Origin of the sequence: Pseudomonas moraviensis, from assembly GCF_900105805.1 — a bacterium.
Classification (GTDB): domain Bacteria; phylum Pseudomonadota; class Gammaproteobacteria; order Pseudomonadales; family Pseudomonadaceae; genus Aquipseudomonas; species Aquipseudomonas moraviensis_A.
In genome coordinates this window covers 4623399-4647329 of the sequence record NZ_LT629788.1, presented here as the reverse complement: position 1 = coordinate 4647329, position 23931 = coordinate 4623399, and the positions used below count along the sequence as shown (strand labels likewise).

General features: G+C 60.4%; 25 protein-coding genes and 1 other RNA gene. 12 read left to right on the top strand and 14 right to left on the bottom strand.

The window, feature by feature from the left end:
• Nucleotides 1-27: 27 nt before the first annotated feature.
• A complete protein-coding gene (gene hemB / locus BLU71_RS20850; protein ID WP_083353797.1) occupies nt 28-1041 on the top strand; it encodes a porphobilinogen synthase in 1014 nt (337 codons plus the stop codon).
• A gap of 18 nt (nt 1042-1059) precedes the next feature.
• Nucleotides 1060-3285: a polyphosphate kinase 1 gene (gene ppk1 / locus BLU71_RS20845; protein ID WP_042607091.1), complete on the top strand. Its 2226-nt coding sequence runs from the start codon at nt 1060-1062 to the stop codon at nt 3283-3285.
• Between the two features lie 310 nt (nt 3286-3595).
• On the opposite strand, the gene ppx is transcribed toward ppk1, so the two are convergent.
• The 5 genes from ppx to BLU71_RS20820 all read right to left on the bottom strand — a co-directional run bounded on the left by ppx (nt 3596) and on the right by BLU71_RS20820 (nt 8152).
• Nucleotides 3596-5098 (bottom strand): exopolyphosphatase, encoded by a 1503-nt coding sequence (ppx, locus tag BLU71_RS20840; protein ID WP_042607090.1) that lies wholly within the window; start codon nt 5096-5098, stop codon nt 3596-3598.
• A 207-nt stretch (nt 5099-5305) separates the two neighbouring features.
• Nucleotides 5306-6043 (bottom strand): amino acid ABC transporter ATP-binding protein, encoded by a 738-nt coding sequence (locus BLU71_RS20835; protein ID WP_042607089.1) that lies wholly within the window; start codon nt 6041-6043, stop codon nt 5306-5308.
• Nucleotides 6030-6680: an amino acid ABC transporter permease gene (locus tag BLU71_RS20830; RefSeq protein ID WP_016772621.1), complete on the bottom strand. Its 651-nt coding sequence runs from the start codon at nt 6678-6680 to the stop codon at nt 6030-6032. Before BLU71_RS20830 ends, BLU71_RS20835 begins: the two co-directional genes overlap by 14 nt.
• Nucleotides 6677-7345: an amino acid ABC transporter permease gene (locus BLU71_RS20825; RefSeq protein WP_083353796.1), complete on the bottom strand. Its 669-nt coding sequence runs from the start codon at nt 7343-7345 to the stop codon at nt 6677-6679. The genes BLU71_RS20830 and BLU71_RS20825 overlap by 4 nt, the downstream gene beginning before the upstream one ends.
• A 21-nt stretch (nt 7346-7366) precedes the next feature.
• Nucleotides 7367-8152, bottom strand: coding sequence for a transporter substrate-binding domain-containing protein (locus tag BLU71_RS20820; protein WP_083353795.1), 786 nt, complete (start codon nt 8150-8152; stop codon nt 7367-7369).
• A 256-nt stretch (nt 8153-8408) separates the two neighbouring features.
• On the opposite strand from BLU71_RS20820, the gene BLU71_RS20815 reads away from it, so the two are divergent.
• From BLU71_RS20815 to BLU71_RS20785, 7 genes are all read left to right on the top strand, one after another.
• Nucleotides 8409-9113 (top strand): FadR/GntR family transcriptional regulator, encoded by a 705-nt coding sequence (locus BLU71_RS20815; RefSeq protein WP_042607141.1) that lies wholly within the window; start codon nt 8409-8411, stop codon nt 9111-9113.
• 120 nt (nt 9114-9233) lie between these two features.
• The gene (gene trxA / locus BLU71_RS20810; RefSeq protein ID WP_065616337.1) at nt 9234-9563 is read left to right on the top strand and encodes a thioredoxin TrxA; all 330 of its coding nucleotides are present in this window, start codon (nt 9234-9236) and stop codon (nt 9561-9563) included.
• 247 nt (nt 9564-9810) lie between these two features.
• Nucleotides 9811-11070, top strand: a complete 1260-nt coding sequence (gene rho / locus BLU71_RS20805) for a transcription termination factor Rho (protein ID WP_003229334.1) — start codon at nt 9811-9813, stop codon at nt 11068-11070.
• Nucleotides 11071-11209: 139 nt separating this feature from the next.
• Entirely contained in the window at nt 11210-13171 is a 1962-nt protein-coding gene (locus BLU71_RS20800) for an acyltransferase family protein (protein WP_064364679.1), read from the top strand.
• An 80-nt stretch (nt 13172-13251) separates the two neighbouring features.
• On the top strand, nt 13252-14718 hold the full coding sequence (gene ubiD / locus BLU71_RS20795) for a 4-hydroxy-3-polyprenylbenzoate decarboxylase (RefSeq protein ID WP_039757427.1): 1467 nt from the start codon (nt 13252-13254) through the stop codon (nt 14716-14718).
• Complete coding sequence (locus BLU71_RS20790; protein ID WP_064364680.1) at nt 14718-15686, top strand: CDP-6-deoxy-delta-3,4-glucoseen reductase; 969 nt, start codon at nt 14718-14720, stop codon at nt 15684-15686. Before ubiD ends, BLU71_RS20790 begins: the two co-directional genes overlap by 1 nt.
• Nucleotides 15687-15881: 195 nt before the next feature.
• A complete protein-coding gene (locus BLU71_RS20785; protein ID WP_083353794.1) occupies nt 15882-16550 on the top strand; it encodes a gamma-glutamylcyclotransferase in 669 nt (222 codons plus the stop codon).
• On the opposite strand, the gene glpT is transcribed toward BLU71_RS20785, so the two are convergent.
• A complete protein-coding gene (gene glpT, locus BLU71_RS20780; protein WP_039757430.1) occupies nt 16526-17875 on the bottom strand; it encodes a glycerol-3-phosphate transporter in 1350 nt (449 codons plus the stop codon). The genes BLU71_RS20785 and glpT overlap by 25 nt on opposite strands.
• 257 nt (nt 17876-18132) lie before the next feature.
• Nucleotides 18133-19110: an NADPH:quinone oxidoreductase family protein gene (locus BLU71_RS20775; RefSeq protein WP_064364681.1), complete on the bottom strand. Its 978-nt coding sequence runs from the start codon at nt 19108-19110 to the stop codon at nt 18133-18135.
• A gap of 150 nt (nt 19111-19260) precedes the next feature.
• Here BLU71_RS20775 and BLU71_RS20770 point away from each other — a divergent pair, with 150 nt between their 5' ends.
• A complete protein-coding gene (locus BLU71_RS20770) occupies nt 19261-19668 on the top strand; it encodes a flagellar basal body-associated protein FliL (RefSeq protein ID WP_039757432.1) in 408 nt (135 codons plus the stop codon).
• Between the two features lie 69 nt (nt 19669-19737).
• Here the strand turns inward: BLU71_RS20770 and BLU71_RS20765 are convergent, their stop codons facing one another.
• The 3 genes from BLU71_RS20765 to BLU71_RS20755 form a co-directional block, all read right to left on the bottom strand.
• Nucleotides 19738-20547, bottom strand: coding sequence for an IS3 family transposase (locus tag BLU71_RS20765; RefSeq protein WP_231982542.1), 810 nt, complete (start codon nt 20545-20547; stop codon nt 19738-19740).
• 20 nt (nt 20548-20567) lie between these two features.
• Nucleotides 20568-20864: an IS3 family transposase gene (locus tag BLU71_RS20760; RefSeq protein WP_083352103.1), complete on the bottom strand. Its 297-nt coding sequence runs from the start codon at nt 20862-20864 to the stop codon at nt 20568-20570.
• 123 nt (nt 20865-20987) lie between these two features.
• Nucleotides 20988-21437: an EVE domain-containing protein gene (locus BLU71_RS20755; protein WP_065616335.1), complete on the bottom strand. Its 450-nt coding sequence runs from the start codon at nt 21435-21437 to the stop codon at nt 20988-20990.
• Between the two features lie 197 nt (nt 21438-21634).
• Between BLU71_RS20755 and BLU71_RS27520 the strand changes: the two genes are divergently transcribed.
• A complete protein-coding gene (locus tag BLU71_RS27520; RefSeq protein WP_007911192.1) occupies nt 21635-21790 on the top strand; it encodes a hypothetical protein in 156 nt (51 codons plus the stop codon).
• A 35-nt stretch (nt 21791-21825) separates the two neighbouring features.
• Here BLU71_RS27520 and BLU71_RS20750 read toward each other — a convergent pair whose 3' ends face one another.
• The 4 genes from BLU71_RS20750 to BLU71_RS20735 form a co-directional block, all read right to left on the bottom strand.
• A complete protein-coding gene (locus BLU71_RS20750) occupies nt 21826-22431 on the bottom strand; it encodes a 5-formyltetrahydrofolate cyclo-ligase (protein WP_024014742.1) in 606 nt (201 codons plus the stop codon).
• A gap of 80 nt (nt 22432-22511) precedes the next feature.
• Nucleotides 22512-22690: non-coding RNA, 6S RNA (ssrS, locus tag BLU71_RS20745), on the bottom strand.
• A 30-nt stretch (nt 22691-22720) separates the two neighbouring features.
• On the bottom strand, nt 22721-23038 hold the full coding sequence (locus BLU71_RS20740; protein WP_042607079.1) for a cell division protein ZapA: 318 nt from the start codon (nt 23036-23038) through the stop codon (nt 22721-22723).
• Nucleotides 23035-23244 carry a TIGR02449 family protein gene (locus tag BLU71_RS20735; protein ID WP_007911197.1) on the bottom strand — a complete coding sequence of 70 codons (210 nt, stop codon included), beginning with the start codon at nt 23242-23244 and terminating at the stop codon, nt 23035-23037. The genes BLU71_RS20740 and BLU71_RS20735 overlap by 4 nt, the downstream gene beginning before the upstream one ends.
• Before the next feature lie 124 nt (nt 23245-23368).
• Between BLU71_RS20735 and BLU71_RS20730 the strand changes: the two genes are divergently transcribed.
• Nucleotides 23369-23929 carry a YecA family protein gene (locus BLU71_RS20730; protein ID WP_065616333.1) on the top strand — a complete coding sequence of 187 codons (561 nt, stop codon included), beginning with the start codon at nt 23369-23371 and terminating at the stop codon, nt 23927-23929.
• Nucleotides 23930-23931: the final 2 nt, after the last annotated feature.

The window sequence follows — 23931 nt, the reverse complement described above, 5'->3', positions numbered from 1 at the left end:
CCGTTTGCCCGGGCTCAGGAGTCTGCCGTGAGCTTTACCCCCGCCAATCGTCTGTTTCCCGCCACCCGCCTGCGTCGCAATCGTCGTGATGATTTTTCCCGGCGGCTGGTGCGTGAAAACGTGCTGACGGTCGATGACCTGATCCTGCCGGTATTTGTGCTCGACGGTGAGAATCGCCGCGAAGCCGTAGCCTCGATGCCGGGCGTCGAGCGGCTGACGATTGATCTGCTGCTGGAAGAAGCGGCGAAGTGGGTCGAGCTGGGGATTCCAGCGCTGGCGCTGTTCCCGGTCACTCCGCCCGAACTGAAATCCCTGGATGCCGCCGAAGCGTGGAATCGCGAAGGTATCGCCCAGCGTGCCACTCGCGCTCTGCGCGAGCGCTTCCCTGAACTGGGGGTGATCACCGACGTGGCGCTGGACCCGTTCACCACCCATGGTCAGGACGGCATTCTCGACGAAGACGGCTACGTGCAGAACGACATCACCGTCGATGCGCTGGTACGTCAGGCGCTGTCCCACGCTGAGGCCGGCGCTCAGGTCGTCGCGCCATCGGACATGATGGACGGCCGCATCCAGGCCATTCGTGAAGCGCTGGAAACAGCCGGTCACGTCAACGTGCGCATCATGGCCTACTCGGCCAAATACGCCAGCGCCTACTACGGCCCGTTCCGCGATGCGGTGGGGTCGGCGTCGAATCTCGGCAAGGCCAACAAGGCCTCTTACCAGATGGATCCGGCCAACAGCGACGAAGCGCTGCACGAGGTCGGTGCGGACTTGTCCGAAGGCGCGGACATGGTCATGGTCAAACCGGGCATGCCCTACCTGGACATTCTTTTTCGGGTCAAAGATGCCTTCAAGGTGCCGACTTTCGTCTATCAGGTCAGTGGCGAATACGCCATGCACATGGCCGCTATCCAGAATGGCTGGTTGAGCGAAGCGGTGATCCTCGAGTCACTGACCGCCTTTAAACGTGCCGGTGCAGATGGCATCCTGACTTACTTTGCCGTTCGTGCCGCTCAATTGTTACGAGAGCAGAAATAGCCCTCCCAGGAACATTCCATGAATACCGAAGGACTCACTGAAGTTGCCGTAAAAGAAGCTCAGCCGGTGGTCGAGCAGATCACCGAAACCCCGCCGGAAATGGAACCTGCGCCACCCGCGCCGGTTGCCGAAACTGCCGCGGCGGTGCCGGCGATCGCCATTCCCGGCCTGGATGACAGCAGCCTGTACATCCACCGCGAGCTTTCGCAATTGCAGTTCAATATCCGCGTGCTGGAACAGGCGCTGGACGAGTCCTACCCGTTGCTGGAGCGGCTGAAATTCCTGCTGATCTTCTCCAGCAACCTCGACGAATTCTTCGAAATCCGCGTTGCCGGGCTGAAAAAGCAGATCACCTTCGCCCGTGAACAGGCCGGCGCTGACGGCTTGCAGCCGCATCAGGCGCTGGCGCGGATCAGCGAGCTGGTCCACGGTCACGTCGACCGTCAGTACGCGATCCTCAACGACATCCTCCTGCCCGAGCTGGAAAAGCATCAGGTGCGCTTCATCCGTCGGCGCAACTGGACCACCAAGCTCAAGACCTGGGTACGTCGTTATTTCCGCGACGAAATCGCCCCGATCATCACTCCGATCGGCCTCGACCCGACGCACCCGTTCCCGCTGCTGGTGAACAAGAGCCTGAACTTCATCGTCGAGCTCGAAGGCATCGACGCCTTCGGGCGCGACTCCGGTCTGGCGATCATTCCGGCGCCGCGTCTGCTGCCACGGATCATCAAGGTGCCGGAAGAAGTCGGCGGCGCCGGCGACAACTATGTGTTCCTGTCGTCGATGATCCACGCTCACGCCGATGACCTGTTCCAGGGCATGAAGGTCAAGGGCTGCTACCAGTTCCGCCTGACCCGAAACGCCGACCTGGCCCTCGACTCCGAAGATGTCGAAGACCTGGCCCGCGCCCTGCGTGGCGAGCTGTTCTCGCGGCGCTACGGTGACGCGGTGCGTCTGGAAGTCGCCGACACCTGCCCGAAACACCTCTCGGACTACCTGCTCAAGCAGTTCAACCTGAGCGAGACCGAGCTGTATCAGGTCAACGGCCCGGTCAACCTGACGCGGCTGTTCAGCATCACCGGTCTGGACAGCCATCCGGAGCTGCAATACACGCCGTTCACCCCGCAGATCCCGAAACTGCTGCAGAACAGCGAAAACATTTTCAGTGTGGTCAGCAAGCAGGACATCCTCCTGCTGCACCCGTTCGAGTCGTTCACCCCGGTGGTCGACCTGCTGCGCCAGGCGGCGAAAGACCCGCACGTGCTCGCCGTACGGCAAACGCTGTACCGCTCCGGCGCCAATTCCGAGATCGTCGATGCGCTGGTGGACGCCGCGCGTAACGGCAAGGAAGTCACCGCGGTGATCGAGTTGCGCGCGCGCTTCGATGAAGAGTCCAACCTGCAACTGGCCAGCCGTCTGCAAGCGGCCGGTGCAGTGGTGATCTACGGTGTGGTCGGCTTCAAGACTCACGCCAAGATGATGCTGATCCTGCGCCGTGAGGCTGGCGAGATCGTCCGTTACGCGCACCTCGGCACCGGTAACTATCACGCCGGTAACGCCAAGCTCTATACCGACTACAGCCTGCTGACCTCTGACGACGCTTTGTGCGAAGACGTCGGCAAGCTGTTCAGCCAGTTGATCGGCATGGGCAAGACGCTGCGCATGAAAAAGCTGCTGCACGCGCCGTTCACCCTGAAGAAGGGCATGCTCGACATGATTGCCCGCGAAACCCAGTTCGCCCTCGAAGGCAAACCGGCGCACATCATCGCCAAGTTCAACTCGCTGACCGATCCGAAGATCATCCGTGCGCTGTACAAGGCCAGCCAGTCCGGCGTGCGCATCGATCTGGTGGTGCGCGGCATGTGCTGCCTGCGTCCGGGCATTGCCGGGGTCTCGCACAATATTCATGTGCGCTCGATCATTGGCCGCTTCCTCGAGCACACGCGGGTGTTCTACTTCCTCAACGGCGGCGACGAGCAGATGTTCCTCTCCAGCGCCGACTGGATGGAGCGCAACCTCGACAAGCGTGTCGAGACCTGCTTCCCGGTGGAAGGCAAGAAGCTGCTGACCCGGGTCAAGAAAGAGCTGGAGCTGTACCTGACCGACAACACCCACAGCTGGAGCCTGCAGTCGGACGGCCGCTACATTCGCAACACGCCCACCGGCAACCAGAACCCGCGCAGTGCGCAGGCCACGTTGCTGGAGCGGTTGGGCAGCCCGATATTGCCCGTTAGCAGTTAAGTGCTGGAAGTCAAAAGCCCCTCACCCTAACCCTCTCCCGGAGGTAGAGGGGACTGACCGAGTCGAACTCAGGATTTAAAAAGCCCACAAATCGGCTCCCTCTCCCTCGGGAGAGGGCTGGGGTGAGGGGCAAGGCTCACGCAGTTCCTCAAACCGGACCCAATAAAAAAGGCGATCCCGACGGATCGCCTTTTTTGTGCCTGGAATGGCCTGTAGGAGCTGTCGAGTGCAACGTGGCTGCGATCTTTTGATCTTGATCTTTAAAGGCAAGATCAAAGACCGCAGCCTGCGGCAGTTCCTGCAACGCAGATCAGTGCACCGTGAGAACGATGCCCACCCGCGTCAACCAGTCCGCCTCCAGCGCGAAATCCGCCTGGGTCAGCTGGTTCTCCTCCAGCCAGTTCTCGGGAAACTCCACATCCAGGCTGTCACCCTCGGCATGCAGGACCACCTGCGGCATCGCCTGGGTTCCGCGAATGTGATGGAACAGAATCGCAAAACGCAGCAGCACGCACAGGCGAATCAGCTTGATGCCGTCATCGCCGAACTCGGCGAATTTGTCCTTGGGAATGTTGCGGCGGTGCCCGCGTACCAGCAGCGCGAGCATCTGCTGATCCTCGCGGGAGAAGCCGGCCAGGTCAGAGTGCTCGATCAGGTAGGCACCGTGCTTGTGGTAGTGATAGTGAGCGATGTCGAGCCCGACTTCGTGCACTTTCGCCGCCCAGCCGAGCAGTTCGCGCCAGATGCCGTCGTCCAGCTCCCAGTCCACAGCGACCTGATCGAACGCATGCAGGGCTTTGCGCTCGACCCGCGCCGCCTGTTCCAGATCGACGTGATAGCGCTCCATGAGCGAGGTCAGGGTGCGTTCGCGCACGTCTTCGTGATGGTGGCGACCGAGCAGGTCATAGAGCACGCCTTCGCGCAGCGCGCCGTCGCAGTGATCCATGCGTTGCAGTTCGAGGGCATCGAAAATCGCTTCGAGAATCGCCAGACCCGCCGGGAAGATCGCCCGGCGATCTGGCTTGATGCCTTCGAAATCGATCTTGTCGGCGTCGCCCAGTTTGAACAGCTTGCGCTTGAGCCACGCCAGGCCTTCGGCGTTGACCTCACCGCTGCCATGGCCGCCGGCCTTCAGTGCCAGACCGATGGCGCGAATCGTACCGGAGGAGCCGATGGCCTCATCCCAGGTCAGGCGATGCAGAGCGTGTTCGATGCTCATGATTTCCAGCCGCGCCGCCGTATACGCCTGGGCGTAGCGGGCCGGGGTGATCTTGCCGTCCTTGAAGTAGCGCTGGGTGAAACTCACGCAGCCCATCTGCAGGCTTTCGCGCAGCAATGGCTCGAAGCGCTGGCCAATGATGAATTCGGTACTGCCGCCGCCAATGTCGGCGACCAAACGTTTGCCCGGCGTATCGGCGAGCGTGTGCGACACGCCCAGATAGATCAGGCGCGCTTCTTCACGGCCAGAGATGACTTCGACGGTATGGCCGAGGATTTCCTCGGCTCGGCGGATGAACTCGCCACGGTTGCGCGCTTCGCGCAGGGCGTTGGTGCCGACGATGCGCACGGCGCCCAGGGGCATACCGTTGATCAGTTGGGCAAAGCGCTTGAGGCAATCGAGGCCGCGCTGCATCGATTCTTCATTGAGCTGGCGCGCATCGTCGATGCCGGCGGCCAGTTGGACCTTCTCGCCAAGGCGTTCGAGGATGCGGATTTCGCCGTTCCGGGCCTTGGCCACGACCATGTGAAAGCTGTTGGAGCCCAGGTCGATTGCGGCGATCAGGGACAGATTCTTGGCTTGGGATTGCGGCATGGTCAGGGGGTCTCGGTCGATAACCCCGACATCGTGCCACGATCAAACGCTGACGCCAACGCGCATGGCGCAAAGCCTTGATTCAGCACAGAAAGTCTGGAGATCGCGGCGCGGCCATTCGCGAGCAGGCTCGCTCCCACAGGTGAGCGCATTCCCATGTGGGAGCGAGCCTGCTCGCGAAGAGGGCATCACTGCCTCAGAAAATCTTCAGGCTGTCGCTTCCACGGTGCCAATAAAGTTCGCCAGCTCCGCCGTCTGCGGATTGGCGAACAGCACCTTTGGATCGCCCACCTCATGCACCTTGCCATGGTGCATGAACACCAGTTTGTCGCCGACTTCCCGGGCGAAGCGCATCTCGTGGGTGACCATGATCAGCGTCATGCCTTCCTTGGCCAGTTGCCGCACCACGCTGAGCACTTCATTGACCAGTTCCGGGTCGAGTGCCGAGGTGATTTCGTCGCACAGCAACACCTTCGGCGACATCGCCAAGGCCCGGGCAATCGCCACCCGCTGCTGCTGGCCGCCGGACAGGCGGTCCGGGAAGGCATCGAATTTCTCCCCGAGCCCGACTCGTTCGAGCATTTCCCGCGCCAGTTCGGCTGCCCTGGCCTTGGGCACTTTCTGCACCACTTGCGGCGCGAGCATGACGTTTTCGCCGACGGTCAGGTGCGGGAACAGGTTGAACTGTTGAAAGACCATGCCGACCTTTTGCCGCAGGCTGCGCAGATCGGCACGGGCGGCATCGAGGTACTCGCCGTCGACTTCGATCACGCCATCGTTGATCGACTCCAGGCCATTGAGGGTGCGCAACAGGGTCGATTTGCCCGAGCCGCTGCGGCCGATGATCGCCACCACCTGGCCTTCCTCGACACTGAGGTCGATGCCTTTGAGCACGTGGTGATCGCCGTAGTATTTATGCAGGGCGGAAATTCTAAGCAGAGGCATGCAGTCTCCTTTCCAGGTAGCGCGCGCTGAGGGACAAGGGGTAGCAGAGCAGGAAGTAGCCGAGGGCGACGAGGCCGTAGACCATGAACGGTTCGAATGTGGCGTTGGCGAGCATGCCGCCGGTCTTGGTCAGTTCGGTGAAACCGATGATCGATGTCACCGCTGTGCCTTTGACCACTTGCACCGAGAACCCCACGGTCGGCGCCACGGCGATGCGTAGCGCTTGCGGCAGAATCACGTAGCGCAACTGCTCGAGCGGATTGAGCGCCAAGCTCGATGAGGCTTCCCACTGACCGTGGGGAATCGCCTCGACGCAACCGCGCCAGATCTCCGCCAGATAGGCGCTGGTGAACAAGGTCAAAGCGATCGCCGCGGCCATCCACGGCGAAATTTCAATCCCGGCCAACGCCACGCCAAAGAACACCAGAAACAATTGCATCAACAGCGGCGTGCCCTGGAACAGCTCGATCCAGGTGCGGGCGATGCTGCTTGGCAGGGTGTTTTTCGAGATGCGCATGACCAGAATCAGCAGGCCGACCAGGCCGCCGCCAATGAACGCCACCAGCGACAGCGCCAGTGTCCATTGCAGGCCGGTGAGCAGATTGCGCAGGATGTCCCAGAAAGTGAAATCGCTCATTGGCTGCTCCTGGCAATGAAGCGACGGCCGAACCAGTTGAGCAACTGGCGGATCAGCAGCGCCATGCACAGATAGATCAGGGTGGTCAGCGCATAGGTTTCAAAGGCGCGGAAGTTGCGCGACTGAATGAAGTTGGCGGCGAAGCTCAGCTCTTCCGTGGCGATCTGCGAACATACCGCCGAGCCGAGCATGACGATGATGATCTGGCTGCTCAGCGCCGGCCAGACCTTGCCCAGCGCCGGCAGCAAGACCACATGACGAAACGCTTCGAAGCGGGTCATCGCCAATGCCGCTGCGGCTTCCAATTGCCCGCGTGGGATTGCTTGAATGCCGGCGCGAATGATCTCCGTCGAATAGGCGCCGAGGTTGATCACCATCGCCAGCACCGCCGCCTGCCACTCGGAAATCTGCACGCCAAGCGACGGCAGCCCGAAGAAGATGAAGAACAACTGCACCAGAAACGGCGTGTTGCGGATCAACTCGACGTAGACGCCGAAGATCGCCGAGAACGGGCGGATGTGCCACGCCCGCACCAACGCCCCGACAATCCCGACGCCGACCCCGAGCAACGCGCCGATGGCCGTCAGCTCAAGGGTGAACAGCGCACCGCGCAGCAACAGGTCGGTGTTTTCCACCACCGGCATGAAATCGAACTGATAAGCCATGAAGGTCTCCCGCGCAGTCGATCAGAGATCGGCCGGCAGCGGCTCTTTCAGCCAGGTCTGCGAATTTTTTTCCAGTGCGCCGTCAGCCTTGGCGGTGGTCAGGATGTCGTTGACCTTGGCCAGCAGCGCCGCTTCGTTCTTGTTCACGCCGACGTAAACCGGCGAGTCCTTGAGCTTCACTTTCAGCGCCGGCACGCGCTTGGGGTTCTTCTCGCTGATGGCAACCATCACCACGTTGCCGCTGGCGATCAGATCGACCTGGCCGGCCAGGTAAGCGGCGATGGTCGAGTTGTTGTCTTCGAAGCGCTTGATGGTCACGCCTTCGGGGGCGACTTTGCTCAACTCGATGTCTTCGATGGCGCCCCGGGTGACGCTGATGGTCTTGCCCTTGAGGTCGTCGAGGCTGGTGATCGCGGCGTCTGGCGGACCGAACACGGCGAGGTAGAACGGCGCATAGGCGCGGGAGAAGTCGATGACTTTCTCACGCTCGGGGTTTTTGCCGAGGCTGGAAATCACCAGATCGACTTTGCCGGTGGTGAGGAACGGGATGCGGTTGGTGCTGTTGACCGGGGTCAGTTCGAGTTTGACCTTGAGTTGGTCGGCGAGCAGTTTCGCCGTGTCGATGTCCAGGCCGCGCGGCTTCATGTCCGGGCCGACCGAGCCGAATGGCGGAAAGTCCTGGGGCACGGCGACTTTCAGCGTGCCGCGTTTGACCACGTCGTCCAGACCGTCGGCGTGAGCGGGGGCCTGGCACAGCAGCAGGCCGGCAAACAGGGAAGCGAGGAGGGCGCTGTAACGCTGGGTCATGGACAATCTCCGGATCGGCGGGAAGTGGTTGCTGCGATCGGACAGAGCATGGGCCGTGCCAACAGACGGATTTCGCCCCGGCAGGCCGCGGCATCAGCGGCTTGGTTCGGTCTTACTGGTCTGAACAGTCAACTCGGTTTTCGCACTGCGATGGCGCATCGGCAGTGCGCGCCGAACCCCGCTGGGGCACGACTTGCCGGACTCGACGAATAGCTTTACAACTAGCCGCACCTTGGCCCTGACGCGTCCGCACATCATGAATTCGATCTCCCGCGCCGTACCCGAAGTGGCGCTGCAAGCGATCCGCAAACTGATCACCGAACAGGGCTTCGGTGCCGGCGACGCGTTGCCTTCGCAACGGGATCTGGCGCTGCAACTGGGCGTCAGCCGGGCATCGTTGCGTGAAGCGCTGTCGTCGCTCAGTGCACTGGGCGTGGTCAGCATTCAGCCGGGCAAGGGCGTGTTCGTGCAGTCGCCGGTCGAATTGTCGCGCGGCGAAGCGCCGGGCTGGCCATTCGCGGCGCAAGCCTCGCCGCTGGACATCTTTCAGTTGCGCTACGCGCTGGAGGGATTTGCCGCCGGGCTCGCCGCGACAACCTTGAGTACGTTTGATCTGGATGCGCTGGAAGACAATGTCGCGGCGATGCGCGAGCAATTGCGCGGCGGCGACTTCGAAGCGGCGGCGAAACTCGACTTCGATTTTCACCGGCGCATCCTCCTGGCCAGCGGCAATCAGGCGATGCTGAGCATTCTCACCGCCAGCGCCGAGATCTTCCTCGAGAGCCAGAAACTGCCGTTCATCCGCGCCGAGCGCGCCATGGAAACCTGGCAGGAACATCGCAAGATCCTCCGTGCCCTGGCGCGCCGCGCGTCGGGGGCGGCGCAGAAAGCCATGCAGGAACACGTGCGCAACGCCGCCCTGCGCACCGGAATCGCCTTCATCGCTCCCGCCACGGCGTGACTTGAGCTATACCCAAACTCATCAGGGGCCATAGCAACACTCAATCATCTGCGGCTTCCGGAACAAGGGAAGGGCGGCTATGATGGGCCACGTTTTTTTGCTTACAACCTGGAGAACTCCATGAGCAGCGATCTGATCAAACACGTTAGCGACGCTAGCTTCGATGCTGACGTAATCGAGGCCGAAGGCGCTGTCCTGGTCGACTACTGGGCTGAATGGTGCGGCCCTTGCAAAATGATCGCACCGGTTCTGGACGAGATTGCCGAGACCTACAAAGGCAAGCTGACCGTCGCCAAACTGAACATCGACGAAAACCAGGAAACCCCGGCCAAGTATGGCGTGCGTGGTATCCCGACGCTGATGCTGTTCAAGAACGGCAACGTTGAAGCGACCAAGGTCGGCGCACTGTCGAAGTCGCAACTGGCGGCTTTCCTCGACGCCAACATCTGAGCGTCGCAGTAAAACGCTGAAAAAAAGCCCCGCACTTCGCGGGGCTTTTTGCGTATTCAGGGCTGGACGCTCCGAAACTCAGGTGGTACATTCGGCCCCGCACTGGTTTCTCCAATGCCCCCTGCTAGCCGTCGCCGACGCACTCCTTTTCGAATTAGTTCGCGATCCTGTCGCCTTCTCCGCGGCGCGGCCTCATTAAGCCAAAAGCTTAATTTCCCCCCTCCATAAATGATTACGTCATTCCTATATGAATCTGACTGAACTCAAGCAAAAGCCGATTACCGAACTGCTCGAATTGGCCGAACAGATGGGCATAGAAAATATGGCCCGTTCGCGCAAGCAGGACGTGATTTTCTCCCTGCTGAAAAAGCACGCGAAAAGCGGCGAGGAAATCTCCGGTGATGGCGTGCTGGAGATTCTCCAGGACGGCTTCGGCTTCCTGCGCTCCGCAGACGCTTCCTACCTCGCCGGCCCTGACGACATCTACGTCTCGCCGAGCCAGATCCGCCGCTTCAACTTGCGCACCGGTGACACCATCGTTGGCAAGATCCGCCCTCCGAAGGAAGGCGAGCGGTATTTCGCCCTGCTCAAGGTCGACACGATCAACTTCGATCGTCCGGAGAACGCGAAAAACAAGATTCTCTTCGAGAACCTGACCCCGCTGTTCCCGACCGTGCGCATGAAAATGGAAGCCGGCAACGGTTCCACCGAAGACCTGACCGGCCGCGTGATCGACCTGTGCGCGCCGATCGGCAAAGGCCAGCGTGGTCTGATCGTTGCGCCGCCGAAGGCCGGTAAAACGATCATGCTGCAGAACATCGCAGCGAACATCGCCCGCAACAACCCTGAAGTTCACCTGATCGTGCTGTTGATCGACGAGCGTCCGGAAGAAGTGACCGAAATGCAGCGCACCGTGCGCGGCGAAGTGGTTGCCTCGACTTTCGACGAGCCGCCGACCCGTCACGTCCAGGTAGCTGAAATGGTGATCGAGAAGGCCAAGCGCCTGGTCGAACACAAGAAAGACGTGGTGATCCTGCTCGACTCCATCACCCGTCTGGCCCGTGCCTACAACACCGTGATCCCGAGCTCCGGCAAGGTCCTGACCGGTGGTGTCGATGCCCATGCCCTGGAGAAGCCGAAACGTTTCTTCGGTGCCGCGCGCAACATCGAAGAAGGCGGCTCGCTGACCATTATCGCCACCGCGCTGGTTGAAACCGGCTCGAAGATGGACGAAGTGATCTACGAAGAGTTCAAGGGTACCGGCAACATGGAACTGCCTCTGGATCGCAAGATTGCCGAGAAGCGTGTGTTCCCGGCCATCAACATCAACCGTTCCGGCACCCGCCGCGAAGAGTTGCTTACTGCCGACGACGAACTGCAGCGCATGTGGATTCTGCGCAAGCTGCTGCACCCGATGGACGAAGTTGCCGCCATCGAGTTCCTGGTCGACAAGCTGAAGACGACCAAGACCAACGACGAGTTCTTCTTGTCGATGAAGCGCAAGTAATATTCTGCGCTGTTGAAAAAGGCGTCCCGCGAGGGGCGCTTTTTTTTGCCCGCGATTATTTGTATCTGGATTGAAGTTTGCGCGGCTGCTAACGTCGCGACTTCAAGGGATTCTGTATCCAGAACAGGTAAGGTTTTTCATGCACACGTTTGGCAATCGCCGTGATATCGACGGTTTACGCGCGCTCGCGGTTCTTCCCGTCGTGCTGTTTCATTTCGGATTCAATACGTTCAGCGGCGGCTTTGTCGGCGTGGATGTTTTCTTCGTCATCTCCGGGTTTCTGATCACCTCGATCCTGTTTCGCGAAATCAGCGCCCAGCGCTTCAGCTTTCTCGACTTCTGGGGCCGTCGCGCTCGACGCATTCTGCCGGCGCTGACACTGGTTGTAGTGGTGACTCTGGCGCTGGGCTGGTTGCTGCTGACCGCCAAGGATCTGTCCGATCTGGGACGAACGATCCGCTATCAGTCGCTGTTCATTTCCAACATCCTGTTCATGCGCGAGGACGGCTACTTCGCCCCGGCCTCCGATCTCAAACCCTTGCTGCATACCTGGTCGCTGGCCGTGGAGGAGCAGTACTACATCTTCTTCCCGCTGATGATGGTGCTGCTGATGCGCTATGTCCGGCATTGGCGCTGGATGCTGTTCGCCGTGCTGCTGGTGTCGTTCGGGCTGAACATCGTCTACATCGAGCGTCGCCCGGAATTCGCCTTCTTCTCCCTGCCGACCCGCGCCTGGGAATTGCTCTGCGGCGCCATGCTCGCAGTGTTGCCGGCAGCAAAACATGCGCCGCGGCTTTGGTTTCGGCAGACCGTCGGCCTGGCCGGACTGGCGGCGGTGCTATTGGCAATCTTCACATTCGACAAAACCACCGTGTTCCCGGGCTGGGCAGCGTTGCTGCCGGTGCTCGGTACCAGCGCATTGATCTGGTCGGGCGCTCGCGGCCCGACCCTGGCCGGCCAGGTGTTGAGTCTGCGGCCAATGGTGTGGATCGGTCTGTTGTCCTACTCGCTATACCTGTGGCACTGGCCGATCTACGTGTATGCCAATGCCATCTCGATCGACGGCATCCAGCCGCTTGAAGCGCTTGGCTGGATCGCGCTGGCGGTCGCACTGGCCTGGCTGAGTCTGCGCTTTGTCGAGCTGCCGTTTCGCGAAAAACGCGTGTTCGCCAGCCGAAACTCGGTGTTGGTCGGTGGCCTGGTGTCGATTGCCGTCCTGGCGGTGGTCGGTTCGGCCATCCGTTCGGCGGACGGCGTGCCCGAGCGCCTGAGCGGCAAAGCGCTGGAATATGCCCAGTCCCAGGAGTGGAACGCCGGGCAGATGCAATGCATGCACATGAGCAAGGACAAAACCCTGGACAAGGCGTGTCGCGTGGGCGGCGATCAGAAAATTGCGCCGACGAAAATGTTCTGGGGTGACAGCCACACCGCAGCGCTGCTGCCCGCCATCGAAGGCAATAGCCAGCGTGACGGTCAGCCGGTCTGGCTGTACAGCCTCACCGGATGCCCACCGATCATCGACGACGCCCTGCGCGCGCAGTGCAAGCAGTTCAACCAGCGCAATATGCAGCTGGTCCGCGAGCTGGGTATCAAGGACGTGGTGCTGGCGGCGAACTGGAGTCTGTATGTCTACGGCCGTGAGGACGGTGACGGCGACAAGCAGTTCCTCCTCGACCCTTCGCGCAATGTCGCGCAATCGGAAAAGCGCATGGCAGCGGCAATCAAGGCTCAGGTCAGCGAATTGCGTGAGGCGGGCGTGCAGGTCTGGTTGTTCAAGGAGGTGCCACTGCAGCACAAGAGTTACATCAGCCGCTTGACCAGTCTGGCGCGTATTGGCCGCTCGGCCGAAGGATTGGGCCGCCCGCTCGCCGAGCATCTGGCTCGCCAGCAGTTTTTCACCGAGCTGTTCGGCTCGATGAATGCCGCGGATGCCGGGGTGCACGTCATCGACCCGACGCCGTTGATGTGCAAGGACGGCTTGTGCATGATCGATGTCGACGGCCATTCGCAGTACAAGGATGCCGACCATCTTTCCGACGCCGGCAGCGCCAGACTCAGCCCGTTGTTTGCGCCGATGCTGCTGGGTGCTAGCCACAATTGAGCGATGCCGGGCACTGACGGGCTGCTGTTTGCCCGTCAGAGCAGGTAGGATGTACGCCTATTTTGAGGGTGCCATCGTCAATGAAATTCAAGGATCTTCGGGATTTCGTGCAGCAGCTTGAGCAGCGCGGAGAGTTGAAACGCATCCAGATTCCCGTCTCGCCGGTGCTGGAGATGACTGAGGTGTGCGACCGCACGTTGCGGGCCAAAGGCCCGGCGCTGCTGTTCGAAAAACCCACCGGTTACGACATCCCGGTGCTCGGCAACCTGTTCGGCACCCCCGAGCGTGTGGCCATGGGCATGGGCGCCGAGTCGGTCAGCGAACTGCGCGAAATCGGCAAGCTGCTGGCCTTCCTCAAGGAACCGGAGCCGCCGAAGGGCTTGAAGGACGCATGGTCGAAACTGCCGATCTTCCGCAAGATCATTTCCATGGCGCCGAAAGTCGTCAAAGACGCGGTGTGTCAGGAAGTGGTCATCGAAGGCGACGACGTCGATCTGGCAATGCTGCCGGTGCAGACCTGCTGGCCCGGCGACGTTGGCCCGCTGATCACCTGGGGCCTGACGGTCACCAAAGGCCCGAACAAGGAACGTCAGAACCTCGGCATCTACCGTCAGCAAGTGATCGGTCGCAACAAGGTGATCATGCGCTGGCTCAGCCATCGTGGCGGTGCTCTCGATTTCCGCGAGTGGTGCGAAAAGCATCCGGGGCAGCCGTTTCCGGTGTCGGTGGCCCTTGGCGCTGATCCGGCGACTATCCTTGGCGCTGTAACCCCGGTGCCGGACAGCCTTTCCGAATACGCTTTCGCCGGTCTCTTGCGCGGTAACCGCACCGAGCTGGTCAAGTGCCGTGGCAACGACCTGCAAGTGCCGGCCACCGCCGAAATCATCCTTGAAGGCGTGATTCATCCGGGCGAAATGGCCGACGAAGGCCCGTATGGCGACCACACCGGTTACTACAACGAAGTCGACAGCTTCCCGGTGTTCACCGTCGAGCGCATCACCCACCGGATCAAACCGATCTATCACAGCACTTACACCGGCCGTCCGCCGGATGAGCCGGCGATTCTCGGCGTGGCGCTGAACGAAGTGTTCGTGCCGATCCTGCAGAAGCAATTCCCGGAGATCACCGACTTCTACCTGCCGCCGGAAGGCTGCTCGTACCGCATGGCCGTAGTGACAATGAAGAAGTCGTATCCGGGGCATGCCAAGCGCGTGATGCTCGGCGTCTGGTCGTTTTTGCGACAGTTCATGTACACCAAGTTCGTTATCGTCACTGACGACGATATCAACGCCCGCGACTGGAACGACGTGATCTGGGCCATCACCACGCGCATGGACCCCAAGCGCGATACGGTGATGATCGATAACACGCCGATCGACTACCTCGACTTCGCCTCGCCGATTTCCGGCCTGGGCTCGAAAATGGGCCTGGATGCCACCCACAAGTGGCCGGGCGAAACCACCCGCGAGTGGGGCCGCGTGATCGTCAAGGACGACGCCGTCACCCAACGGATCGATGCCATCTGGAATCAGTTAGGAATAGATTGATGCGTGTAACCCTGCAGCCTTCCGGAGCGGTGCTCGAGATACAACCCGGTGAGCGGATTCTCGACGGCGCGCGGCGCCTGGGCTATGACTGCCCGCAAAGCTGCCGCAACGGCAATTGCCACGTGTGTGCAGCGCTGCTGGTCGAAGGCCGCGTCGAGCAGGCGGGCAAAGTCCACGACCACGGCGAGTTCTACACCTGCATTGCCGAACCGCTGGAAGACTGCGTGCTGTTGTGGGATGGCGTGCTCGCATTGGGTGAGCTGCCGGTGCGCAGCCTGTCGTGTCAGGTCATCGAGTGCCGCGAGGTGGGCGGCGATACCTGGCGCGTGCGTCTGCGTGCACCGGCGGGCAAGCCACCGCGTTATCACGCCGGGCAGTATTTGATGATCGAGCGTGAGAGCGGCGAGAAATCGGCGTTCTCCATGGCTTCGGCACCCCACGGCGGGCGTGATCTGGAAATCCACGTGCTGGCGCGCGAAGCCAGTGCGCTGAGCCTGATCGAACAGCTGCAACGCAACCCGATGGTGCGTGTCGAGCTGCCGTTTGGCGACACACACCTTGCGGAGCTGCCCGAAGGCCCGCTGGTGCTGATTGCCGCTGGCACCGGCATGGGCCAGATTCACAGCCTGATCGAGCATTGCCGCGCCGAAGGTTTCAAGCATCCGGTGCATCTGTACTGGGGCGTGCGCCGCCCGGAAGATTTCTATCAGATCGAGCACTGGGACGAATGGCTGAAGCTGCCCAACCTGTTTCTGCACAAAGTCGTCAGCGACCAGTGCGGCTGGGAAGGGCGCTGCGGCATGTTGCACGAGGCGGTTTGCGAGGATTTCCCTGACCTGAAGCCGCTGCACGTCTATGCCAGCGGTTCGCCCGCGATGGTCTACGGCACGCTGGACGCGCTGGTCGAGGCGGGAATGGATGCGCATCAGATGCGCGCCGACGTGTTCGCCTATGCCCCGCGCGGCTGATACTTATAACTGGGTATATAGCCGATCGGTATTTATGTAATTGCACAAATACCGCTAGGTTATATATCAATCAGGTAATTAATCACCGCCAGTGTCATGGCACTTAATTTGCCTCCAAACATATGTGCCTTATTGTTACAGCGGTGCGTTCTATTAAGTAATTCTTCACCCGCGGGGAGCTGAACGCTATTCGCCATGAGCGCCATTGAAAACGCAATTCTGAATCTGGCTTACCCTCCGCGGCTCGATCTTGGGCCGCAGCTGACGCACGAACAACTTCTCGCTTCCATGCAATCGACCATGGCGCGCCACAAGGGCGGGCCGGTGTGGCTGTTCGCCTATGGCTCGCTGATCTGGCGTCCGGAATGCACGGCCGTTGAGCGTGTGCGCGGGCGCGTGCATGGTTACCATCGCGGCTTGTACCTGTGGTCGCATGAGCACCGTGGTACGCCGGAGATGCCCGGTCTGGTGTTCGGCCTGGATCGTGGCGGTTCCTGCAGCGGTTTTGCCTACCGCTTGCCGGAAGACAATCTCGATACCGCGCTGTACGCGCTGTGGAAACGCGAGATGCCGTTTCCCTCGTATCGTCCGCACTGGCTCAATTGCCGGCTCGAAGATGGCACTCAGGTGCAGGCCTTGGGATTCGTGCTGGAGCGTCACCTGCCGAGCTATGCCGGCAACTTGCCGGATCATGTGCTCAGCCAGGTGTTCGCCAGCGCCAGCGGGCGTTACGGCACCACTCGCGATTATGTCGAGCAGACCGTGCACGCCCTGCGCAGCCACGCCATGCCAGACCGCAATCTGGAGGCGCGGCTCAAGCGCTGTAAATCACACAGCGATCAGGCGACCGCTTCGCGGCTCTGACTGGCGACCTGCTTGTGCCATAGCGTTGGCGCGAGGAAGGCCATCGCCAGCAGGCAAGCGCCGACCAGCAGGACGAAACCGCCGTCCCAGCCGAAATGGTCAACGGTGTAGCCCATCGCCGCGCTGGCCGCGACCGAACCACCCAGATAACCGAACAGACCGGTGAATCCCGCTGCGGTGCCGGCGGCTTTCTTCGGCGCCAGTTCCAGTGCCTGCAGGCCGATCAGCATGACCGGGCCGTAGATCAGGAAGCCGATCGACAACAGGGCGATCATGTCGACCATCGGGTTGCCGGCCGGATTCAGCCAGTACACCAGCGTCGCCACAGTCACCAGCGCCATGAACACCATGCCGGTCAGGCCACGGTTGCCACGGAAGATCTTGTCCGACATCCAGCCGCACAGCAGCGTCCCCGGAATGCCCGCCCACTCGTAGAAGAAGTAGGCCCACGAGGTTTTATCCACCGTGAAACCCTTGGCTTCCTTCAGGTAGGTCGGCGCCCAGTCCAGCACGCCGTAGCGCAGCAGGTAGACGAAAACGTTGGCCATGGCGATGTACCAGAGCATTTTGTTGCGCAGCACGTATTTGACGAAGATTTCCTTGGCGCTGAATTCGTCTTCGTGGCTGGCGTCGTAGCCTTCCGGATAATCGTTCTTGTACTGCTCGATCGGCGGCAGGCCGACCGATTGCGGGGTGTCGCGCATGGTGATGAACGCAAACACCGCAACGCCCAGCGCGACCGCTGCCGGGACGTAGAACGCCGCGTGCCAGTCGTTGAACAGGCCCATGCCGATCAGGAACAGCGGGCCGATCAGACCGCCGCCGACGTTATGCGCCACGTTCCACACCGACACCACGCCGCCGCGTTCCTTCTGCGACCACCAGTGCACCATGGTCCGTCCGCTCGGCGGCCAGCCCATCCCCTGCGCCCAGCCGTTGATGAACAGGAGGATGAACATCATCGTCACGCTGGATGTTGCCCACGGCGCGAAACCGAAAATGAACATCACCCCGGCCGAGACCAGCAGACCGAACGGCAGGAAGAAACGCGGGTTGGAACGGTCGGACACCAGGCCCATGAGGAACTTCGACAGACCGTAGGCAATGGCGATCGCCGACATCGCCAGGCCGAGGTCGCCACGGCTGTAGCCTTCGTCGATCAGGTACGGCATGGCCAGGGAGAAGTTCTTGCGCAGCAGGTAGTAACCGGCGTAGCCGATAAAGATACCGGCGAAGATCTGCCAGCGCAGGCGTCGGTAGGTGCTGTCTATTTTTTCTTCAGGCAAAGGAGCCTGATGTGCGGCAGGACGAAAGAAAGCAAACATTCAAGAGCTCCAGTTTTCTTGTTTTGACTGCGGATGCGAATGTTACAGTTTCGTTACCGAAAATAGCATTGCTTCACGTCGGCAAAACAGCGGAAATTTGCGCTGTTGAGCGTTCCTTTATGAACATGTCGCTCTGAGATAACTATGCGGCGCAGAGGGAATGGTGGCTCGGGTGGCTTTCTGCGGCTTAACGTATTTAAGAGGCGGATCTCAATATTGAAGCGATCCGGGTTGCGGGCCCGGATCGCGCCGCAGTCTTAACGAACCTGAACGACAACCTTGCCCACAGCCTTGCGCTGGCCAAGATCATCGATCGCTTGCGCGGCATTGCTCAGCGGATACACCTGCGACACCAGCGGTTTGAGTTTGCCCTCGGCAAACCAGCCGAACAGTTGGGCAAAGTTCGCTGCATTGTCCTGGGGCTGGCGCTGGGCGAACGAGCCCCAGAATACGCCGAGCACCGCCGCACCTTTGAGCAGGGCCAGGTTCACCGGCAGTTCCGGGATGCGTCCGCTGGCGAAGCCGACGACCAGCAGGCGGCCGTTCCAGGCGATGGCGCGGATGGCCTGGTCGAACAGGTCGCCGCCGACCGGGTCGTAAATCACGTCGGCGCCCTGGCCGTCGGTGAGGCGTTTGATTTCGTCCTTCAGATTGCTTTCGCTGTAGTTGATCAACTCGTCAGCCCCTGCAGCCTTGGCCACCGCGAGTTTCTCGGCGCTGCTGGCGGCGGCGATCACCCGGGCGCCCATGGCTTTGCCGATCTCCACCGCGGCGAGGCCCACACCACCGGATGCCCCGAGGACCAGCAGGGTTTCGCCCGCTTGCAGGTTGGCGCGCTGCTTGAGCGCGTGCATGGAGGTGCCGTAGGTCATGCTGAAAGCAGCGGCAATGTTGAAGTCCATCGACGGCGGAATTGGCAGGACGTTGTAGCCCGGCACCGCAACCTGCTCGGCAAAACTGCCCCAGCCGGTCAGTGCCATGACCCGGTCGCCGACTTTCAGGTGACTGACCTTTTCCCCGACTTCGCGCACCACCCCGGCCGCTTCACCGCCCGGCGAGAACGGGAAGGGCGGTTTGAACTGGTATTTGCCCTCGATGATCAGCGTGTCCGGGAAATTGACCCCGGCGGCGTGCACGTCCAGCAGGATTTCGTTCTTCTTGGCGACAGGACTGGCGACGTCTTCCAGCACCAGCGATTCGGCAGGGCCGAAGGCTTTGCACAGCACGGCTTTCATCAGGGCTATTCCTTTGGGAGTGATGGCCGATAAGTGTAGGTGTGTGAATCAACGGGTCAACGAGCATGCCCGACCCTGATAGTCAGCCATAAGCTTGTGCTTGCGCGGCGGGTCGTTATGCTAGGCCGCAAACCGGATAAGGAGCGAATTGTGAAAGCGTGGATCATGTTGTTGCTGGCCCTGTCTCTGCCTGTGGCAGCACTGGCCGAAGAAGCCAAAGAAGGCGAGGCGCCGAAGGTCAATTACATCACCCTGAGCCCGCCGTTCGTCGGCAATTACGGCCTCGATGGCACCGCCAAGCTCAAGGTCTACAAGGCCGACGTGGCCCTGCGCGTCACTGGCGAAGAGGCGACCAAACTGGTCAAGGCCAACGAGCCGCTGATCCGCAATCAACTGGTGGCGCTGTTCACTCAGCAGACCACCGAGGCGATGGGCAGCATCGAGGGCAAGGAAAAGCTGCGTCAGGAAGCGTTGAAGCAGACCCAGCAGGTCATGAATGACGAGACCGGCAAGCCAGTGGTTGAGGATCTGTTGTTCAACAACCTGATCATCCAGTAAGACATAAAATCAAAAGATCGCAGCCTTCGGTGTAGTGGTTCAGTCTTTTTAAACCAATCCGTAGGAGCATTAGGCCGCCTGTCGCTCAAACAGCGCAGGCGGCAAGTGGTTCGAAGCAGAGTGGCAACGGCGATGGTTGTAATGTGAGATGAAGTCCATCACATCCTTCTCCGCTTCGATGTGGGTTTGATAACCGTTTTCCGGCATCCAATCGTGCTTCAGCGTCCTGAAATAGCGCTCAACCACTGCATTATCCCAACAATTACCTCGACGGCTCATGCTTTGAACGATCCGGTTGTCTGCCAAACAGGCGACAAATCGATCAGCTGTGTACTGACAGCCCTGGTCTGAGTGAAATAGCAGTTCAGGCATTGGTCGGCGTAGTGACACTGCCAACTTCAATGCTTTAGCAGCCAGCGCAGCATCGGCAGTTCGGGAGCACGCCCAGCCAACAATCCTGCGTGAAAAAAGATCCATCACCACTGCCAGATAAAGCCAGCTATTCCCAACTCTGATGTAGGTTATATCGCCTGCCCAAAGCGTATCTGGCTGAGTCGGATTGAAGCGACGATCAAGTATGTTCGGAGCAACGACTGCCGGTTTTGTAGTACGACGATAGTGGGCATACCGTGGTCTGCGTCGGTGCAGACCGAAAGTTTTGATCAGCGAGCGCATTCGATAGCGACCGATAAAGATCCCTTTCTTTCTCAACGCTTTGCAGAGCCCTCGAGTACCCAGGGCCTCTCGATGTTCTTTATGCAACGCACGAAGTCTGCGCCTTAGCCACCGCAGGCCCGGCTTAAAACGCTTGGTTTTGCGGTTTATGTAATAGCTACTACGGGCGATGCCAAGCACGGAGCATACGCGCCGAACTGACATAGCACCTCTTACGCCATCAATCATTTGGTTCGACCGAACAGAACCTTTAGATGAGAGGGCAATTGCTTTTTTAGCACTTGGTTCTCGGCCTCAAGCAGCGCCAGTTTCGCCTGCAGCGACTCGATCAGCTCCTGATCCTGTAATCGTGGCAACTGAGTAACTTCGTTCTGCTGCCGACGCCAGCGAGCAACCCAGCGACGCAAAGCTGTGAGGCCCACACCAGTGGCTTCACAGGCCTTAGGGACGGAGTAATGCATCTCCACCACTAACCGAATAGCTTCTGCTTTTTCTTCAGGCGTAACGACCCGATATCCCATGACGCTTCCTTAAATCGAGGCTCCTACATCATGGTCTAAAAAAGTTCGACCACAACACGGCAGCTCCTACCCTGGAATACGTTTCCCTGTAGGAGCTGCCGAAGGCTGCGATCTTTTTGCGCGTTAACGCAACGCAATTACCGCCGCCCATTGCTCCGCCGTCACCGGCATCACCGACAGCCGCGAGCCCTTCTGCACCAACGGCATCTCGGTCAGCGCCGTCTGCTGCTTCAGATAATCCAGCTTCAACACCCGCGCAAACGTTTCGACATGCTCAACATCGATCGCGCTCCAGGCGTTTTTCTCCGGCGTAGCTTTCGGATCGAAGTAGTGACTGTCGGGCTCAAGTGCCGTCGGATCGGGGTACGCCGCTTCGATTATCTTGCCGATTCCGGCAATCCCCGGCTCCGGACAGCTGGAATGATAGAAAAAGAACTCGTCACCCACCGCCATCGCCCGCAGGAAATTGCGCGCCTGATAATTGCGAACGCCGTCCCAGCGCGCCTTGCCGAGCTTTTCCAGACCCTTGATCGAGAGTTCGTCGGGCTCCGATTTCATCAGCCAGTAGGCCATGTCATTTGCTCCTGAAGCGGTCATTGGGCAGGTTGGCGGGCAATTTTATGACAAACCGACAGTCGGTTGACGTCAGCGTTTGCGCACAGGTTCACGTTGCCGCAAAATGCCGGCCTTTAAAGCTTGACGCTGCTGCACGGCCTACGAACGGAAACCGCTGCTGTCATCGTGATGATGTGCCTTGAGGGGGGCAATCGATGAAACGCAAACCGGATTTGCTATGGACTTTGGTAATTTTGTTTGGCCTGGGCGTGGTAACCACCGGTTACGCGCAGAGCCTGTGGGCCAACAAGGCCGACGCGCCGATTGAAGTGGCGCAACAGGTGCAACAGTCGACCGCTTTCAAACGCTGAACCTGTCTCTTCGACGCCGCTGTTCTGTGCGGCGTCTACTCTGCGAAATACCATGCCTTGTCGGTGACCGTGCCTTGTAACGGGACATCCCAGCTCGCCTGCGCCAAACGCTCGACCTTCTGACATTCATGGGCCAGGCCCAGCAGCGTCGGCTTGCGCCAGTTCTTGCGCCGGGCCAGATAGGCGAGGCTGCGATCATAAAATCCGCCGCCCATGCCCAGTCGCCCGCCGACATCGTCAAACCCCACCAGCGGCAACAGCACCAGATCCAGCGCCCAGACCTTGCGTTGTCGAGCCAGATTGGCCCGGGGCTCAAGGATGCGGAAACGATTGGGAGTGAGCTTTTCGCCGGGACGAATACGCTGGAAAACCATCTTCGTTCGTGGCCAGGCGCTGAGTACCGGCAGATAAGTTGCCTTGCCGCGACGCTGGGCTTCACGCAGCAACAGGCGCGGATCGATTTCACCGTCGGTGGGCAAATACAGAGAGATATGTTTCGCCCGGCGAAAATGCGGGTCTTGGGCCAATTGCCGGAACAGACCCTTGGCAGCCTGACGTTGCTCGCCCGGCGTCAGTGCGCGGCGCGCCTTGCGCAGCAGGCGGCGGAGTTGCGGGCGGGGCAGCAGGGCGGGTTCGGTCATGGTTCGGCTTCGGCAGGTGGATGCAAAAACGTACGCATAAAAAATCCGATGTCGGCATGTACCGACATCGGATTCGAATCAGGCTCCCCGGATGAACCGCTGTCAACTCAGCCCTTGAACCCGAAAGTTCAAGGTGGAAGAAGCAGTAGACTTTAAGGCTTTCCGTCTAGCGGACATGCACACCAGCCCAACGTGCAACTTCCAGGGTAGTGCGAATCGGCTCCGGGACATCGTCAACTGGCAAGCACCCCAGGGAGTGGGGCGAGTATACCTGAAGCTGCCAGTCGAATCAGCCCTTGGCGGTACTCTGATCGTCGGCCAGGACCAGATCGACACGATCGAGCAAGTCGCGCACCTGTTCGCGGGTCGAACCGCTGGCCTGGATATCCGGGCGCTCTTCTTTGTGCAACAGGTCGTGGGTGATGTTCAGCGCGGCCATCACGGCAATGCGGTCGGCACCGATGACTTTGCCGCTGCTGCGGATCTCGCGCATCTTGCCGTCCAGGTAGCGGGCGGCACTGACCAGATTGCTGCGTTCTTCCGGCGGGCAGATGATCGAATACTCTTTGTCGAGGATCTGCACGGTAACGCTATTGCTTGAACTCATGAGTCTTGCTCCAGGGCCTTGAGGCGCGAAATCATCGATTCGACCTTACGCCGGGCGATTTCGTTTTTTTCAATGAGGTGAGCGCGTTCCTCGCGCCAGGTTTTTTCCTGAGCTAGTAAGAGTGCGTTTTGACTCTTAAGTTGCTCGACTCGGCCAATCAGCAGTTCGAGTCTGGCCATCAGCGCTTGCAGGTCGGTGTCTTCCATTGGGTCCACGTGTTCGTCTGATGGGGGTGACTGGCGGACAGCCTTTAATGGTCTTGGCGGGGCTGTCGATGTAGGATACAAGGCCTTCATTCTAGACATAGCGCCGTCTGGCGCCTAGCTGCCCATGACCATTGCGAATTCCCCGTACCAAGCCTTTGCCACCCTGCTGACTGCCAGCGGCCACAACGTCTCGCCTGCCGAACTGCACGGCGTGCTGCTCGGGCGCAGTTGCGCCGGGGCCGGCTTCGATCATGAAGGCTGGCTGATCGACGCCGCCGAACTGCTCGAAGGCGATATCCAGGACAACGTCCGCAACGCCCTGATCGGCCTGCAGGAGATGGTCAAGGGCGAGCTGACCGGCGACGATGTCACCGTCGTTCTGCTGCTGCCGACCGACGATGCACCGCTGGCCGACCGCGCCGCTGCTCTGGGCGAATGGTGCCAGGGCTTCCTCAGCGGTTTCGGCCTGAACTGCCGCGACAGCAGCATGCTCAGCACGGAAGCCAACGAAGTGCTGCAGGATCTGGCGGCGATTTCCCAGGTCCAGGATGCGCTGGAAGAATCCGAAGACGGCGAAACCGACTACATGGAAGTCATGGAGTACCTGCGCGTCGCGCCGCTGCTGCTGTTCTCGGAGACCAAGAAAGCCGACGTGCCGCCAGCCGCCAAGCCGTCGCTGCATTAATC

What these genes read in the sequence shown, in the direction of transcription:
- ppk1 (WP_042607091.1), top strand. Translation starts at nt 1,060, where the DNA reads ATGAATACCGAAGGACTCACTGAAGTTGCCGTAAAAGAAGCTCAGCCG.
- ppx (WP_042607090.1), bottom strand. Translation starts at nt 5,098, where the DNA reads ATGCCGCAATCCCAAGCCAAGAATCTGTCCCTGATCGCCGCAATCGAC.
- BLU71_RS20835 (WP_042607089.1), bottom strand. Translation starts at nt 6,043, where the DNA reads ATGCCTCTGCTTAGAATTTCCGCCCTGCATAAATACTACGGCGATCAC.
- BLU71_RS20830 (WP_016772621.1), bottom strand. Translation starts at nt 6,680, where the DNA reads ATGAGCGATTTCACTTTCTGGGACATCCTGCGCAATCTGCTCACCGGC.
- BLU71_RS20825 (WP_083353796.1), bottom strand. Translation starts at nt 7,345, where the DNA reads ATGGCTTATCAGTTCGATTTCATGCCGGTGGTGGAAAACACCGACCTG.
- BLU71_RS20820 (WP_083353795.1), bottom strand. Translation starts at nt 8,152, where the DNA reads ATGACCCAGCGTTACAGCGCCCTCCTCGCTTCCCTGTTTGCCGGCCTG.
- BLU71_RS20815 (WP_042607141.1), top strand. Translation starts at nt 8,409, where the DNA reads ATGAATTCGATCTCCCGCGCCGTACCCGAAGTGGCGCTGCAAGCGATC.
- trxA (WP_065616337.1), top strand. Translation starts at nt 9,234, where the DNA reads ATGAGCAGCGATCTGATCAAACACGTTAGCGACGCTAGCTTCGATGCT.
- rho (WP_003229334.1), top strand. Translation starts at nt 9,811, where the DNA reads ATGAATCTGACTGAACTCAAGCAAAAGCCGATTACCGAACTGCTCGAA.
- BLU71_RS20800 (WP_064364679.1), top strand. Translation starts at nt 11,210, where the DNA reads ATGCACACGTTTGGCAATCGCCGTGATATCGACGGTTTACGCGCGCTC.
- ubiD (WP_039757427.1), top strand. Translation starts at nt 13,252, where the DNA reads ATGAAATTCAAGGATCTTCGGGATTTCGTGCAGCAGCTTGAGCAGCGC.
- BLU71_RS20790 (WP_064364680.1), top strand. Translation starts at nt 14,718, where the DNA reads ATGCGTGTAACCCTGCAGCCTTCCGGAGCGGTGCTCGAGATACAACCC.
- BLU71_RS20785 (WP_083353794.1), top strand. Translation starts at nt 15,882, where the DNA reads ATGAGCGCCATTGAAAACGCAATTCTGAATCTGGCTTACCCTCCGCGG.
- glpT (WP_039757430.1), bottom strand. Translation starts at nt 17,875, where the DNA reads ATGTTTGCTTTCTTTCGTCCTGCCGCACATCAGGCTCCTTTGCCTGAA.
- BLU71_RS20775 (WP_064364681.1), bottom strand. Translation starts at nt 19,110, where the DNA reads ATGAAAGCCGTGCTGTGCAAAGCCTTCGGCCCTGCCGAATCGCTGGTG.
- BLU71_RS20765 (WP_231982542.1), bottom strand. Translation starts at nt 20,547, where the DNA reads ATGTCAGTTCGGCGCGTATGCTCCGTGCTTGGCATCGCCCGTAGTAGC.
- BLU71_RS20760 (WP_083352103.1), bottom strand. Translation starts at nt 20,864, where the DNA reads ATGGGATATCGGGTCGTTACGCCTGAAGAAAAAGCAGAAGCTATTCGG.
- BLU71_RS20755 (WP_065616335.1), bottom strand. Translation starts at nt 21,437, where the DNA reads ATGGCCTACTGGCTGATGAAATCGGAGCCCGACGAACTCTCGATCAAG.
- BLU71_RS27520 (WP_007911192.1), top strand. Translation starts at nt 21,635, where the DNA reads ATGAAACGCAAACCGGATTTGCTATGGACTTTGGTAATTTTGTTTGGC.
- BLU71_RS20750 (WP_024014742.1), bottom strand. Translation starts at nt 22,431, where the DNA reads ATGACCGAACCCGCCCTGCTGCCCCGCCCGCAACTCCGCCGCCTGCTG.
- BLU71_RS20740 (WP_042607079.1), bottom strand. Translation starts at nt 23,038, where the DNA reads ATGAGTTCAAGCAATAGCGTTACCGTGCAGATCCTCGACAAAGAGTAT.
- BLU71_RS20735 (WP_007911197.1), bottom strand. Translation starts at nt 23,244, where the DNA reads ATGGAAGACACCGACCTGCAAGCGCTGATGGCCAGACTCGAACTGCTG.
- BLU71_RS20730 (WP_065616333.1), top strand. Translation starts at nt 23,369, where the DNA reads ATGACCATTGCGAATTCCCCGTACCAAGCCTTTGCCACCCTGCTGACT.